Here is a 13,245-nt window from a genome sequence, read left to right as displayed (position 1 = left end):
TGAGAGGTTGACGCCATGCCGCTCGGCTCCCTTCGCCCCAGCCCGCTCGTCGAGCAGGCCACCGAGCATCTGCGCGAGCAGATCACCCAGGGAGAGTGGCCGGTCGGCACCCGGCTGCCCGGGGAGAACGCGCTGGCCAGGACGCTCGGCGTGGGGCGCTCGACGGTGCGCGAGGCGTTGCGGGCGCTCGCCGGCGCCGGGCTGGTGCAGGCGCGGCAGGGGTCCGGTGTCTACGTGATCGCCACCGAGCCGGCCGAGGACTGGCCCGCCCGGCTGCGGCGGGCCTCCATCACCGACGTGTACGAGGTCCGCGTCATCGTCGAGACCCAGGCGGCGCGGCTGGCGGCGGAGCGGCGTACCGAGGAGGACGTGGCCGCCCTGGAGGGCGCGCTGGCCGCCCGCGCCCGTGCGGCGGATGGCGACGACGCCGCCTTCGTCGCCGCCGACATCGCCCTGCACGCTGCGGTCGTGGCAGCGGCCGGCAACCCCGTGCTCACCGACCTGTTCGACGAGTTCGCACCCGTTCTCAGGGAGGGCCTGATCTCCCTGGTGGAGCTGCTGTCGCTACGCGAACACGACCCCAACATCGGCCACGACACGCACGCGGCGCTGGTGGCCGCGATCAGGGACGGCGACGCCGACACCGCCGCCGAAACCCTGCACACCGAACTGCACCAAACCCTGACCTACCTCCACACCCACCCCGCCAGCCGCAGCTGACCCAGTCACCACCGCCGCCCTGAGGTGGAGGGCGACCAGCGACCTCATCCACCGACCGCAGCCACCAGCAGTACCGTACTGATCGACAGGGCGGTCCGTGAGGCGCTTGCTGAGTACGCTAGGTGCCTGGTCAGGCGGCTACTGCGGCAACGGTGGTACGGGGTCGCCTGTCCCGTCGGGGTGACGTCTGGTGACGCGTAGGCATAGGGAGAAGCCCGGTTTTCGCTACTCCGAATAGCCGCGTCAAGTCGGTGCCCGAACTCCAGGAGGAGGAGGAGGAGGACGGATGGCGCGCGCACGAAGCAGGCTGAGCGCGGGAACCGTCGTTCTCGGCTGCGAAGCGCTCGTGCGGTGGCGCGAGGCCGATCAGCGGGTGACAGCGTTCGTACGGGAGGCGCAGGACAGCAACTTCCGGGTCGTGGTCAGCGCCGTGACGCCGGTTGAGGCGCAGGACATCCGCGTCAAGAGCGATCGTCTCAGGTGGTATCTGTCCCGCCTGAAGATCGAACCGGTGACCGAGGACATCGCGTCGCGACCGATTGAGCTTCTTCGGGATGCCCGCCTGCAGGGTCGCAAGTACGCCATCGACGCTGTGGTCGCGGCCACCGCACTGCGCTCGGTGCGCCCTGCCGTCATTCTGGCGTCTGACGCGGACGACATGAGCAAACTGTGCGGGAAAGCAGTGCAGGTGGTCCCTGTCTGAGACTGTGCGTGGTGTGCGGGGTTCCCCGAACTCTTGCGGGAGGCGAGCGATTTGTGCAGAGGAGGCTGGAGGACCGCCGCCCCCTGGGCAGAGGAGACGGTGGCCCCCTTAGGGGCCGGTCAGCCGGTGGGGCCGACGTCGGGGCGGATGATGTCCTCTTCCTCGTCGACCAGTTCTTCGGGTTCTGGCTCGTCCTGCTCGTCAGGTGGGTCGGCGGACACCGGGCGGCGGGTGCGCGGAGTGCTGCAGCCGGAGCGTTCGGCCACCACGTCGCTCTCTCCGTCCACACCGCCGACCGCTTCCGGCAGCTCATCGGATAGCTTTCTCATGTCCCCCACCTGCCCTGATGCCCGGTTTGCTACCTTCCGGTCATGCCCTTACGCACGCAGCGTCCCACCGCCCGCGTCATCCTGGCCGAGCCCGGCGACCGGGTGCTGATGCTCCGGTTGGTCCCGCCGGATCCCTGGCCGCACGTGCTCTCCTGGCACCTGCCCGGTGGCGGCATCGAGCCGGGTGAGAGCGCGGCCGACGCCGCCGTACGGGAGGCGTGGGAGGAGACCGGCCACGTGCTGGACCCGCGGACCCTGGGCGCACCGGTGGCGACCAACGAGGGACCCTGGTCGCACCTGGGACGCCACTACTACAGCGTCCACACCTACTTCTTCGCCCGGGTCCAGGCCGCGACGCTCGAGCCGGGCGCCCTGGAGGACTACGAGGTGGAGGAGCTGGCGAGGGGACACCGGTGGTGGCGCGCCGACGACCTGGCCGCCTCCCAGGAGCCGGTCTTCCCGCCCGGCCTGGCCGGCATCCTGCCCGCCCTGCTCGCCGGCGACAGACCGGCGGAACCGGTCAAGCTCGGCTGGTGACCCGCTCGGCCGCCACCCGGGGCGGTGCAGGCAAACCCCGGGGTCGGCACGGGCAAGCCCCGGGGCGGTGCAGGCAAACCCCGGGGTCGGCACGGGCGAATGCGGCGGGAGTTCAGGTGAGGGTGTCTTCTATGTCGCGGCGGGACGGCATTGAGGTGCTTGCGCCCTCTCGCTGGACCGACAGGGCGGCCGCCGCCGAGGCGAACTCCAGCGCCCGCGGCACCGCCATCCCCTCGGACCGGGCGACGGCGAGCGCGCCGACGAACGTGTCGCCGGCCGCGGTCGTGTCCACGGCGTTCACCTTGACGGCGGGAACCCGGTGCCGCTCCCCCGAACGCGCCCCGTAGAGCGCGCCTTCCGAGCCGAGCGTGATGACGGCCTCGGGCACGAGTTCGAGCAGCGCGTCGAGGGCCCCGTCGGGAGTGGAGACGCCGGTGATGGCGGCCGCCTCGTGCTCGTTCGGGACGATCGTGGTGACGGCCTCGAGCAGCTCGGCCGGCAGCGGCTGGGCGGGCGCCGGGGTGAGGTAGACGTGGACGGCGGACACCCGGGCGGCCTGCGCGGCCCCGACGACGGCCTCCATGGGCAGCTCCAGCTGGAGCAGCAGCGCCCGGGAGCTCGCGATGGCGGCCATGTCGGAGCCGGACGGCCCGGTGATCGTGCCGTTGGCGCCGGGGACGACGATGATCGAGTTGCCGCCCGAGTCGTCCACCACGATGTGCGCGATGCCGCTGGGCCCCGGCACCTGGCGCAGCCCGCGTACGTCGACTCCCGCGTCGGCGAGCGTGACCCGCATCTCGGCGCCGAACCCGTCGTCGCCCACGGCCCCCAGGAACGCCACCTCACCGCCCGCCCGGGCCGCGGCGATCGCCTGGTTGGCGCCCTTGCCGCCGGGCACGGTGCGGAAGCGGTGGCCGGTGACGGTCTCACCACGCCGGGGGGCCTGGGAGACGTACGCGACGAGGTCCATGTTGGCGCTGCCGAAAACCGAGATCATGACGTCATCATCTCCTGTGTACGCGCGGCCAGCTCGGCAAGACCCACCCCGTCGAACCCGGTCAGGCTGCTGGCCAGGCTGTCGCGCATGCGCCAGCGCTCGGGCACGCCGCCGCCCAGCGCGCCTGCCACGGATCCCGCGGTGGCTCCCGCGGAGTCGGTGTCCCAGCCGCCGGCGACCGCGCCCGCGACGGTGGCGGTGAAGTCGCCGCGGCCGTGCACGAGGGTGGCGGCGACGAGGGCGGCGTTGTTGACGGTGTGCACCCAGTGCAGGTGCCCGTGGCGTTCGTGCAGGCGGTCGATGACCCGCTCGAAGTCGGGCTCGCTCCGGGCGTCGGCGACGGCGAGGGTGACGGCCTCGTGCAGCCGCGACCCGGCGGGCACCACGGACAGCCCGGCCTGGACGACCTCGTCGGCCGACGTGGCGACCAGCGAGGCGGCGCACATCGCGGCCGTGAACATGGCCCCGTAGACGCCGTTGGCGGTGTGGGTGAGGCGGGCGTCGCGCCAGGCGTACTCGGCGGCGGTGGCCGGGTCGCCGGGGTTGACCCAGCCGTACACGTCGGCCCTGATGAGCGCGCCGATCCACTCCCTGAACGGGTTGCGCCGGGTGGCGGTGGCGGGCGGCTCGACGCCGTCGAGGAGGTTGCGGTACGCGACCCGCTCGGCGGTGAACGTACGCCCGGCGGGCAGCTCGTCCAGCCAGAGCTTGGCGACGTCGTCGGTGGTGAAGCCGCGCCCGTGGCGCTCCAGCACGGACAGGGCGAGCAGCGGGTAGTTGAGGTCGTCGTCCTCGGGGACGCCGTCGATGTTCTCGGCCAGGGAGTTGACGGCGCTGCGGCGGTTCCACGGCCAGCGGCGGGCGACGTCGTCCGGCAGGCCCGTGGCGGTGAACCAGCCGGTGATCGGCCAGTTGCCGGTCGACTCGGCGATCTCCCTGATGCCCTCGCGCGGGATCTTCTCGACGGGCTTGCCGAGCACGCATCCGGCGGCCCGGCCGAGCCAGGCGCCCAGCACCCGGCCGGGGTCCACGTCTGCGCTCCCCTGTCGGGGCGCGGGCCAGTCGGGACAGGCGGCGATGATGCCGTCCAGGTCGGACGGCTCGCCGGGCGGCACAGGGAGCGCGGCCAGCTCGTCCAGCAGTTCCTCGGCGAGGCCGCGCAGCCGGGCCGCGGCAGGCTCGGACGCGCCGGCGCGCGGCGGCGCGTCGTGGCCGCCGGCGGCGTGCCAGCGGGCGGCGATCTCGCGGGCGTCGCGGCCGTCCTCGGCGGCCTGGCGCAGCTCGTGCCCGATCAGGTCCTCGGGCTGGACCCAGGTGAGGCGGATCATGCGTCGAGCTCGGCGAAGGCCACCTCGTGGGCGCGGCGGCGGGCGACGTCGGCGGCGTGCAGGCGGCGCGCGACCCCGGCGATGGCCCGTCCCGGGGCCACCAGGTCCGTACGGCTGGCCGTGCCGACCTGCTCGACCCACTCGGCCGGCACACTGGACAGCCCGCCGAGCGCGCCCGCGATGGCGCCGCCCATGGAGGCGATCGAGTCGGCGTCGCGGCCGTAGTTGACGCCGCCGAGCACGGTGTCGCGGTAGTCGCCCTTGGCGATCACCAGGAAGGCGAGGGCCAGCGGCAGTTCCTCGATGCTGTGCACCCTACTCGGCCTGCGCGCGCCCAGCCCCTGGTCGCGGTAGGTGTCGGCGACCGTGTCGTACGGGCGGACGGCCGCGCGCAGCGCCTCGAACGAGCCCTCCCAGTGGCCGAGCCCGGACGCGGTCTCGCAGACGGCCTCGATGGCGGCCCTGGTGCCGTCCTTGGCCAGGCGCAGGCAGGCGCCGACCACGGAGTCCGCGGTGGCGCCCGGCCGCATGGCCTCGGCGACGGCGGCGGCCATCACGCCCGCGGCCTCGCGGCCGTAGCTGGACTGGTGGGCGCCGGCCAGGTCGAGCGCCTCGGCGTAGGCGGCGTCGGGGTCGGCGGCGTTGACGATGCCGACGGGGGCGACGTACATGGCGGCGCCGCAGTTGACGATGTTGCCGACGCCGGCCTCGCGCGGGTCGGCGTGGCCGTAGTGCAGGCGGGCCACGATCCACTTCTCGGCCAGGAAGATGCGCTGCAGTGGCAGCGCCTCGGCCTCCAGCTCGGGGATCCACCGCTTCTCGCCCATCAGCTCGGGCACGAGGTGCTCGGCCACCGCGTAGGCGTCCAGGTGGCGTCCGGCCTTCTCGTAGACGCGGATCAGCGCGTGCGTCATCAGGGTGTCGTCGGTGATGTGGCCGTCCCCCTTGTGGTACGGGGCGATGGGCCTGGCGTTGCGCCAGTCGTCGTTGTACGGCGGCACGATGCCCTCGACGCGGCCCCCGTAACGTTCCACGATCTGTTCGGCGGTCCAGCCCTCGGTGGCGCCGCCCAGCGCGTCACCGACCGCCGCCCCCGCCACGCAGCCAGTCGCCCTGTCCTCAAGCGGCGTCATGCGATTCCCTCCGAAAGTGTGTCCGCTATTTCGATCAAGTCTCGGCCCGCCAGGTCGGGCAGGCAGCAGCCGGTGAGCGTGCGGGACGAGGCGGTCCACCCCTCCGGGACCGCCTCGTACCCGCCGCAGGCTCCGGTGAGCGCTCCGGTGAGCGCGGGCGCCGAGTCGGCCAGCGCGGCCAGGCAGGCCGCCGCCGGCACGGCGCGGGTGAGGTCGCCGCCCGCCGCCTCGGCCAGCGCGAGCGCGGCCGGCACGGTCTGCGCGGCGCCGACGCCGTAGCTGTAGACGTGGTCGACCAGGGCCGCGTCCAGCGCGGGGACGGCTGCGAACGCGTCGCCCGCCTTCCGCGCGACGGCCAGCGCGAGCCGGGTGTTGTGCCCGATCGCGGTGTCCTCGGGCAGCTCGGCCAGCGCCGCCTCGACCGCCGCGCCCACCCGTCCCGACGCGACGGCCGCGGTCACGGCGGCGGCCATCGCGCGGGCGGCCAGCACTCCGTCGCCCGCGTTCGTCACCTGCGCGTCGGGGGTCGGGTCGCGGCCGACGGCCCCGTACGCGACCGCCCTGACGGCGGCGGCGTCGTCGAAGTGGTGGGGGTTGTCGTGGCCCGACGCGGGCGGCGCGACCCCCTTGGCCAGGTTGTCCAGCGCGGTCGCGACGGAGATGCGGGCCCTGATGCTCTCCGGCCCGGTGCCCGGGCGTACGGGCACCAGCTCCCCGTACGCCTCCTCGCGCGGCCTGCCGATCGTGAGCGCCGTCCAGGCGAGCCATTCCGCGTCGTCCGACGGGCCGAGCCGCAGCGGCGCGACCGGCTGGTTCAGCGCGAACGGCACCGGCAGCGTGGTCACCCGGTGCTCCTCGGCGAACGCGTCGAGCTCGCGGTGCAGGCGGCGGCTCCAGGGCGCGTGCCGGGCCGAGCGGTGCCGGGTCGCGGGCCAGCCCGCGGCGTCACCGGCGGCGAGCCCGGCGAAGGCTCCCCTGATTCTGTCCCCCGACATGTGATCTACAGTCCTTCCGCCAGCTCGTCGGCGACGTCCAGCACGTGTCTTCCCGCCACGACGGGCAGGCATTTGCCCGTCACGGGCCCGATCCGCGCGGCCCAGCGCGCCGGCACGCCGCTCTCGCCCTGGGAGGCTCCGGCCAGCGCGCCGGCGATGGCGCCGATCGTGTCGGCGTCCCTGCCGAGGCCCACGCCGTACGTCACGGCCGCCTCGACCTCGCCCTTCCCGGCGAGGAACGCGGCCATCGCCAGCGCCACGGCCTCGGGCGCGACGTCGGTCCACGGGTAGTGCCTGACGACGACGGCCTCGTGCAGCGCGGCGGGATCGCCGGTCTTGAGTGCGTCCCTGGCTCGTGTGACGTTCCGCGCGGTCCACGAGTCGGCAGGGACGACCGAGAGCGCCGCGTCGACGACCTCGCCTGGAGAGGCGCCGCCCATGGCGGCGGCCACCCCGCCGGCGACCGCCCGGCCGCCCAGAATGCCCTCATCGGACCCGCTGACCAGCCCGTCCTGCTCCACCAGCCGGGCCGCCTCGGCCGGGTCACCCGGGCAGAAGATCCCGTACGGCGCCGCCCGCATCGCGAGCCCGTCGGACCAGCCGTGCGAGTGCACCAGCCCGGTCAGCGGCGGTTCGAGCCCGCGGCGAAGCGCTTCGACGGTCCCCAGCTCGGAGAACCCGGCGCCGCGCATCGGCCCCTGCACGCTGGGGATGACCTCGGCCCGGTAGGCGGCCGCCACGTCGGCCGCGGTGAGCGCGTGACCGTGGCGGACCAGCAGGGAGGCGGCGAAGATGGCGTACTCGGTGTCGTCGGTGCCGCCGCCCTCGATCTCGGTGAGCCGGCCCCACCGGCGGCGGATCTCCTCCGGGGTCAGGTTCTCGGCAGGGGCACCGAGGGCGTCGCCGGCCGCCAGGCCGAGCAGGCACCCCCGGGCCCTGTCGCGTGGTGAGATCACCGGTAGTACCGCTCCAGCACCTTGTTACCGTCCTCGACCAGCCGCTTGGCCGCGTCGTCGAGGGAGATCTTGTCGGCGAAGTACTCCTGCAGCACCGGCGTGGCGACCTTGGTCTTCCACTCGTCGAACCCGTTCACCTTCAGGAACGGCGCGACGACCAGGTCCTTGGCGGAGGCGGTCGCCACGTCCCAGCCGTTCTCCTTGGTGGTGATGGCGGGGTCGGCGGCGGCCTGCTGCGAGGTCGGCAGCAGCCAGTCGCCCTTGGCGAGCTTGGCCTGGTTGGCGCCGTTCAGGAAGAACGCGATGAACTTCATCGCCTCGTCCGGGTGCTTGCTGTCCTGCGCGATCGACAGCGTCTGCGAGACCGCGCCCTGCGAGGCGCTGGTGCCCTTGGGCGCGGGCAGCGTGACCCACTCGAAGTCGTCGGGAGCCTGCTCGGCCACCTGCTGGCGCAGGTAGACGCCGGTCGGCAGCATCGCGAACTTGCCCTGGTAGAAGGCGGGCAGCGGGTCGGCGGTGCCCTGGCCGAGCGCGGCCGGGTCGGCCGACTTGTCCTTGTAGAGCTGGTCGTGGATGCGCTGGAGCACCTCGCGCTCCTCGGGGCCGACCTTGACGGTGGTCTTGCCGTCGGTGGTCTGGAAGAACGTGCCGCCGAAGTTGAGCGCCAGGTTGAGCGTCTTGTTGACCGGCGACTTCATCGGCCAGGCCACGCCGTACTTGCCGCCCTTGGTCATCTTCTTGGCCGCCGCGGAGAACTCGTCCCACGTCCACGGGTCGTCCGGGGTGGGCACGCGGACGCCGGAGGCGTCGAGCAGCTTCTTGTTGGCGATGATGACCTGCGACTCCTGCAGGAACGGCACGCCGTACACGCCCTGGCCGCCCTGGCCGTCGTCGAAGGTGACGGTGTCCCAGGCCGGCTGCGGGATGTCGCTCTTCAGCTCGGCGGGCAGCTTGTCCTTCAGGTCCAGCAGGTAGCCGTCGGAGGCGAACCCGGACAGCGCGGGCGAGTCGTTGTGGATGACGTCGGGGGCCGTGCCGCCGGAGAACTGGGTGACGAGCTGGTCGTTGACGTTGTCCCAGCTGCCCTGGACGTAGGTCACCTGGATGTCCGGGTTGGCCTTGTTCCACTCGTCCACGAGCTGCTTGTTCGCGGCCACCGACTCCTTCTGCCACGCCAGGCTGAGGAAATCGATCTTGACCGGCTCGCCGGGAGCCGGCGACTCGCCGCCTCCCCCGCCGCACGCGGCGGCCAGCGTGAGGACCGCCGCCACCGCCAGAGCGGACGTGATACGCATATGAGCCTCCTAGCCCTTGACGGCGCCGGCCATCAGGCCGGACTTCAAACGCCGCTGGATGATCGAAAAGAAGATCAGGCTCGGGATCGTCGCCATGAGCGACGCCGCGGCCAGCGGGCCGAGCCTGGCCACCCCCTCCGGGCCGGTGAAGCGCACCAGCGTCAGCGGGAGTGTCATGACGTCGGGGTCCTGGAGGATGACGAGCGCGAACATGAACTCGTTCCAGGACGAGATGAAGGAGAACAGCAGCGTCGCCACCACGCCGGGCGCGAGCAGCGGGGCCACCACGGACGCGATCGAGCGCAGCCGGGAGGCGCCGTCCACCGCCGCGGCCTCCTCCAGCTCGGGCGGCACCGCGCGCACGTACCCCTGCAGCATCCACAGCGCGAACGGCAGCGTGAACGTGACGTGCACCAGCACCAGACCGGGCAGCGTGTTCACCAGCTCCAGGTCACGCAGGATCATGAAGAGCGGGATGATGATCAGGATGAACGGGAACACCTGGCTGACCAGCACCCACCCGATCGCGATCTTGTTGACCAGGCCCCGGTAGCGGGCCATCGCGTAGGAGGCGGGCAGCGAGATCAGCACCGTGATCACGCTGGCGAACAACGCCACAACCAGGCTGCGCAGCGACGCGCCGACCAGGTCCTGCTCGCCGAACGCGGCGCCGAAGTTGGCCAGCGTCGGCTCGCGCGGGATCCACGTCGGCTCGGTCAGCGCCATCTCCTGCGGCGTCTTCAGCGCCGTGGACAGCAGCCACAGCAGCGGGAACGCCAGGAAGACGACGTACGCGAGCAGGGCGACGTACTGTGAGACGCGCTTCACCTGGCCTCCCTCATCTGGCGCCACAGGTAGAGACCGAGCACCGCGAGCACGACGATGGCCATGGCGAGGCCGAGCATCGAGGCGTAACCGGCCATGCGGTACCTGAACGCCTCCTCGTAGGCGAACAACATCGGCAGCCGGGTGCGGCCACCGGGTCCGCCCTGCGTAAGCACGTAGACCAGGCCGAACTGGTTGATGTTCCACACGAAGTCGAGCGAGGTGATCGCCACGATCACCGGGCGCAGCTGCGGCAGCGTGATGTTCCAGAAGCGCCGCCAGGTGCCCGCGCCGTCCATCGCGCCGGCCTCGTACAGCTCCTTCGGGACGTTCTGCAGGCCCGCGAGCAGCACGACCGTCGTCTGCGGCATGCCCGCCCAGACGCCGACCACGATGATCGCGGGCAGCGCCAGTGAGAAGTCGGCCAGCCAGTTGACGTCGGTGCCGAGCAGGTCGTTGAGCACGCCGGCGTCGGGGTGGTAGACGAGCTTCCACATCAGGCCGACCACCACCGGCGGCATCGCCCACGGCACCACCGACAGCACCCTGGCCACGCCGCGGCCCCTGAGCTTCTCGTTGAGCAGCAGCGCCAGGCCGAGCGCGGCCACGAACTGCAGCACCGTCACCGACACCGACCAGATCGCGCCGATCTGGAACGACGCCCAGAACTCGTCGTCGGTCATCAGCCGGGTGAAGTTCTCCAGGCCCACGAACTCGGTCTGGTGGTTGCGGGTGTTGCGGGCGTCGGTGAACGCCAGGCCGATGCCGTACAGCAGCGGGCCCACGCTGAACAGCACCACCGGCACCATCGCCGGCAGCATCAGCAGCCACATCTCGCGCCGCTGCCGCGACGCCGCGCGGCGCCGGGCTCCCGGCCGCCGCGGGGGCGCGGATCGCGTCACGGTCGCCGTCACGCGCCGCCCTCCTTCCTCTGGGTTCGCTCGTAGTCGGGGCCGGCCGTGGAGGCGCGGATCGCCAGCCTGGGCGCCACGGTGACCCGCTTGGGGTCGCCGTCGTCGCCCTGCAGCCGCTCCAGCAGCAGCTCCGCCGCCGCCTTGCCGCGCTCGGCCGAGCCGAGCGAGACGCTGGTCAGCGACGGCCACGAGGCCGCCGCCAGGTCGGTGTCGTCCATGCCGACCACCGCCACGTCCTCGGGCACCCGCCGGCCCTTCGCGCGCAGCACGTCGAGCGCGCCGAGCGCGATCAGGTCGTTGGCGCACATCAGCGCGTCGATCTCGGGGGCGCGGGCGAGCAGCCCGGCGACCGCCCGCCGGCCCTCCTCGCGGTAGAAGTCGCCGATCTGCACGAGGTTCTCGTCGTAGGGCAGCCCGAGGTCCGTCAGCGCCTCCCGGTACGCGGCCCCGCGCGCGGCGCCGGGCACCGTGTCGAGCGGGCCGTTGACCATGGCGATGCGGCGGCGGCCGAGCGCGTAGAGGTGGTCGACGGCCAGCCGGACGCCCGTGCGGGAGTCGGCGCGTACGTTGTCCACCCGCGTCCCGTCGGGCACCGAGCCGATGATCACGACGGGGGCCCTGGCCGTGGCCAGCATCTGCAGGTGGGTGTCGGTGACGCGCAGGGGGCTCATGATGAGGCCGTCGACGTACCGCTCGCCGAGGCTGTGCAGCACGTCGATCTCGTCGGCCACCACGGCGTCGGTGGAGTGCAGCACGAGCCGGTAGCCGGCCGCCTTCAGCACCGGCTGGATCTCCCGCAGCATCGCCAGGTAGGCCGGGTTGCCGACGTCGGCCATGGCGAACGCGATCTGGTGGGTGCGGCGCGACTTGAGCGACCTCGCCACGGCGTTGCGCACGTAGCCCAGCTCGTCGGCGGCCGCCATCACCTTGCGCACGGTCTCCTGCCTGGTCGGCAGGCCGTTCAGGACCCGCGACACGGAGGCGATCGAGACACCGGCGCGCTCGGCGATGGTGGTGATCGTGGGTCCGTCGCCCAAGGCTGTCCTTCCCTCGTGATGTAAACGTTTACGAATGATCGGCTGTAAACGTTTACGGCGTGGGCCACATGAAACCTGGATGTAACTTGCAGGTCAAGTCACGATCGCATAACACCAGGTCAAAGCATGTGAACGCAAACCGGCCGCCCAACCGGACAGCGGCGGGGCGGCCTTCGGACTTCTCAGTCGCGCACGGAAGCGGGGGCCGGGCTCGTCTCCGGGGACGAGGCGGCGGCGGGGAGGGCGAGCAGGGCGCGGATGGCCGGGGAGCCGGCCGCCGTGACCACGACAGCCAGCACGGCCGGGATGATGAGCGCCACCGGCAGGGACGCCGCCTCCGCCACGAAGCCCAGCACCGCCGGGCCCAGCAGCAGGCCGGTGTAGCCGAAGGCGGTCACCATGGCCAGCGCCCTGCCGACCCGGCCGCCGGCCGCGCCCACCGCGCTGAACAGCACCGGCACCACCGTCGCCAGCCCCACCCCGGCCAGCGCCCACCCGGTCCACGCGCACACCACCCGCATCGGGTCGCCCAGCAGCGGCGAGACCAGCACCAGGACGTACCCGGCGGTGGCGAGCACGCCCGCGAGCCTGATCGTCAGCACCGAGCCCAGCCGGGCCCTGATCGGGTCGCCGAGCAGCCGGACGGTGGTCATGGCGATCGAGAAGATCGTGTACGCCAGCGGCGCCAGCGCGGGATCGGTCTCCAGCACCATCCTGGCGTGCAGCGCCGCCCAGTCGATGGCCGCGCCCTCGCTCAGATGCCCGGCGAACGCCGCCACCCCGAGCAGCGCGATGAGCCCCCACTTGAGCGACCCACCACCTGAGCCGCCGGCAGCAGCTTCAGCGGGCCTCCCCTCGTCCACGCCATCGGCCTCTTTCTGTGGGGCGGGGCTCGTGTAGGCGTCGGGGAGGAGGAGGCGGGCGGCGGGCAGGTACAGGAAGGGCACCACGATCGCCGCCACCACCAGCAGCCCCTGCGCGTCCAGCCCGGCCTGGAGCACCAGCGAGGTGATCCCGCCGCCGGCCGCGCCGCCCAGGCTCCAGGTGCCGTGGAAGGCGGAGATGACGGGCCGGCCGTAGCAGCGCTCGACCTCCACGGAGTGGGCGTTCATGGCGATCTCCATCACGCCGAGCCCCATCCCGAACACCACCGCCAGCACCATCAGCACCCAGGCCGACGGCGCCAGCGCGGGCCCGAGCAGGGCCACCCCGGACAGCGGCCCGGCGATCCAGCACAACCGCCGGCTCCCCCACCGGTCCACCAGCCGCCCGGCGAGCAGCATCGACGCCAGCGCACCGGCGGAGATCAGCAGCAGGACCCGGCCGAGCAGGGCGGGCCCGAGGTCGAGCCGGTCGTTGAGCGAGGGCAGCCCGGCCGCCCACAACCCCATGACAAGACCGGCGAGGAAGAAGAATCCGAAAACTCCGACACGAGCCCGTCTGGCGACAATGGCGCTTTTGTTCACGACTAGAGCA

At 72.7% G+C, this 13,245-nt stretch carries 14 protein-coding genes; 3 read left to right on the top strand and 11 right to left on the bottom strand.

The window, feature by feature from the left end; all coding sequences use genetic code 11:
* Positions 1-15 precede the first annotated feature (15 nt).
* On the top strand, positions 16-720 hold the full coding sequence (locus AB0K18_RS31335) for an FCD domain-containing protein (protein WP_364921406.1): 705 nt from the start codon (positions 16-18) through the stop codon (positions 718-720).
* A gap of 286 nt (positions 721-1,006) precedes the next feature.
* Positions 1,007-1,423: a DNA-binding protein gene (locus tag AB0K18_RS31330; protein WP_364921403.1), complete on the top strand. Its 417-nt coding sequence runs from the start codon at positions 1,007-1,009 to the stop codon at positions 1,421-1,423.
* Positions 1,424-1,542: 119 nt separating this feature from the next.
* Here AB0K18_RS31330 and AB0K18_RS31325 read toward each other — a convergent pair whose 3' ends face one another.
* Complete coding sequence (locus tag AB0K18_RS31325) at positions 1,543-1,752, bottom strand: hypothetical protein (protein ID WP_364921400.1); 210 nt, start codon at positions 1,750-1,752, stop codon at positions 1,543-1,545.
* Between the two features lie 42 nt (positions 1,753-1,794).
* On the opposite strand from AB0K18_RS31325, the gene AB0K18_RS31320 reads away from it, so the two are divergent.
* The gene (locus tag AB0K18_RS31320; RefSeq protein ID WP_364921397.1) at positions 1,795-2,289 is read left to right on the top strand and encodes an NUDIX domain-containing protein; all 495 of its coding nucleotides are present in this window, start codon (positions 1,795-1,797) and stop codon (positions 2,287-2,289) included.
* Between the two features lie 112 nt (positions 2,290-2,401).
* Here AB0K18_RS31320 and rbsK read toward each other — a convergent pair whose 3' ends face one another.
* The 10 genes from rbsK to AB0K18_RS31270 all read right to left on the bottom strand — a co-directional run bounded on the left by rbsK (position 2,402) and on the right by AB0K18_RS31270 (position 13,235).
* A complete protein-coding gene (gene rbsK / locus AB0K18_RS31315) occupies positions 2,402-3,286 on the bottom strand; it encodes a ribokinase (RefSeq protein WP_364921394.1) in 885 nt (294 codons plus the stop codon).
* Positions 3,283-4,614: an ADP-ribosylglycohydrolase family protein gene (locus AB0K18_RS31310; protein ID WP_364921390.1), complete on the bottom strand. Its 1,332-nt coding sequence runs from the start codon at positions 4,612-4,614 to the stop codon at positions 3,283-3,285. Before AB0K18_RS31310 ends, rbsK begins: the two co-directional genes overlap by 4 nt.
* Positions 4,611-5,747 carry an ADP-ribosylglycohydrolase family protein gene (locus tag AB0K18_RS31305; protein WP_364921387.1) on the bottom strand — a complete coding sequence of 379 codons (1,137 nt, stop codon included), beginning with the start codon at positions 5,745-5,747 and terminating at the stop codon, positions 4,611-4,613. The genes AB0K18_RS31310 and AB0K18_RS31305 overlap by 4 nt, the downstream gene beginning before the upstream one ends.
* On the bottom strand, positions 5,744-6,742 hold the full coding sequence (locus AB0K18_RS31300) for an ADP-ribosylglycohydrolase family protein (protein WP_364921384.1): 999 nt from the start codon (positions 6,740-6,742) through the stop codon (positions 5,744-5,746). The genes AB0K18_RS31305 and AB0K18_RS31300 overlap by 4 nt, the downstream gene beginning before the upstream one ends.
* 5 nt (positions 6,743-6,747) lie before the next feature.
* Positions 6,748-7,698, bottom strand: coding sequence for an ADP-ribosylglycohydrolase family protein (locus AB0K18_RS31295; RefSeq protein ID WP_364921381.1), 951 nt, complete (start codon positions 7,696-7,698; stop codon positions 6,748-6,750).
* The gene (locus AB0K18_RS31290) at positions 7,695-8,993 is read right to left on the bottom strand and encodes a sugar ABC transporter substrate-binding protein (protein ID WP_364921378.1); all 1,299 of its coding nucleotides are present in this window, start codon (positions 8,991-8,993) and stop codon (positions 7,695-7,697) included. The genes AB0K18_RS31295 and AB0K18_RS31290 overlap by 4 nt, the downstream gene beginning before the upstream one ends.
* 9 nt (positions 8,994-9,002) lie before the next feature.
* A complete protein-coding gene (locus tag AB0K18_RS31285) occupies positions 9,003-9,821 on the bottom strand; it encodes a carbohydrate ABC transporter permease (RefSeq protein ID WP_364556082.1) in 819 nt (272 codons plus the stop codon).
* Positions 9,818-10,732: a sugar ABC transporter permease gene (locus AB0K18_RS31280; RefSeq protein ID WP_364921375.1), complete on the bottom strand. Its 915-nt coding sequence runs from the start codon at positions 10,730-10,732 to the stop codon at positions 9,818-9,820. Before AB0K18_RS31280 ends, AB0K18_RS31285 begins: the two co-directional genes overlap by 4 nt.
* Positions 10,729-11,769: a LacI family DNA-binding transcriptional regulator gene (locus AB0K18_RS31275; RefSeq protein WP_364921372.1), complete on the bottom strand. Its 1,041-nt coding sequence runs from the start codon at positions 11,767-11,769 to the stop codon at positions 10,729-10,731. The genes AB0K18_RS31280 and AB0K18_RS31275 overlap by 4 nt, the downstream gene beginning before the upstream one ends.
* 182 nt (positions 11,770-11,951) lie before the next feature.
* Positions 11,952-13,235, bottom strand: a complete 1,284-nt coding sequence (locus AB0K18_RS31270) for an MFS transporter (RefSeq protein ID WP_364921369.1) — start codon at positions 13,233-13,235, stop codon at positions 11,952-11,954.
* Positions 13,236-13,245: the final 10 nt, after the last annotated feature.

Source organism: Nonomuraea sp. NPDC049421 (assembly GCF_040677005.1).
Lineage (GTDB): Bacteria > Actinomycetota > Actinomycetes > Streptosporangiales > Streptosporangiaceae > Nonomuraea > Nonomuraea salmonea.
This window is presented reverse-complemented; position numbering and strand designations above follow the sequence as displayed.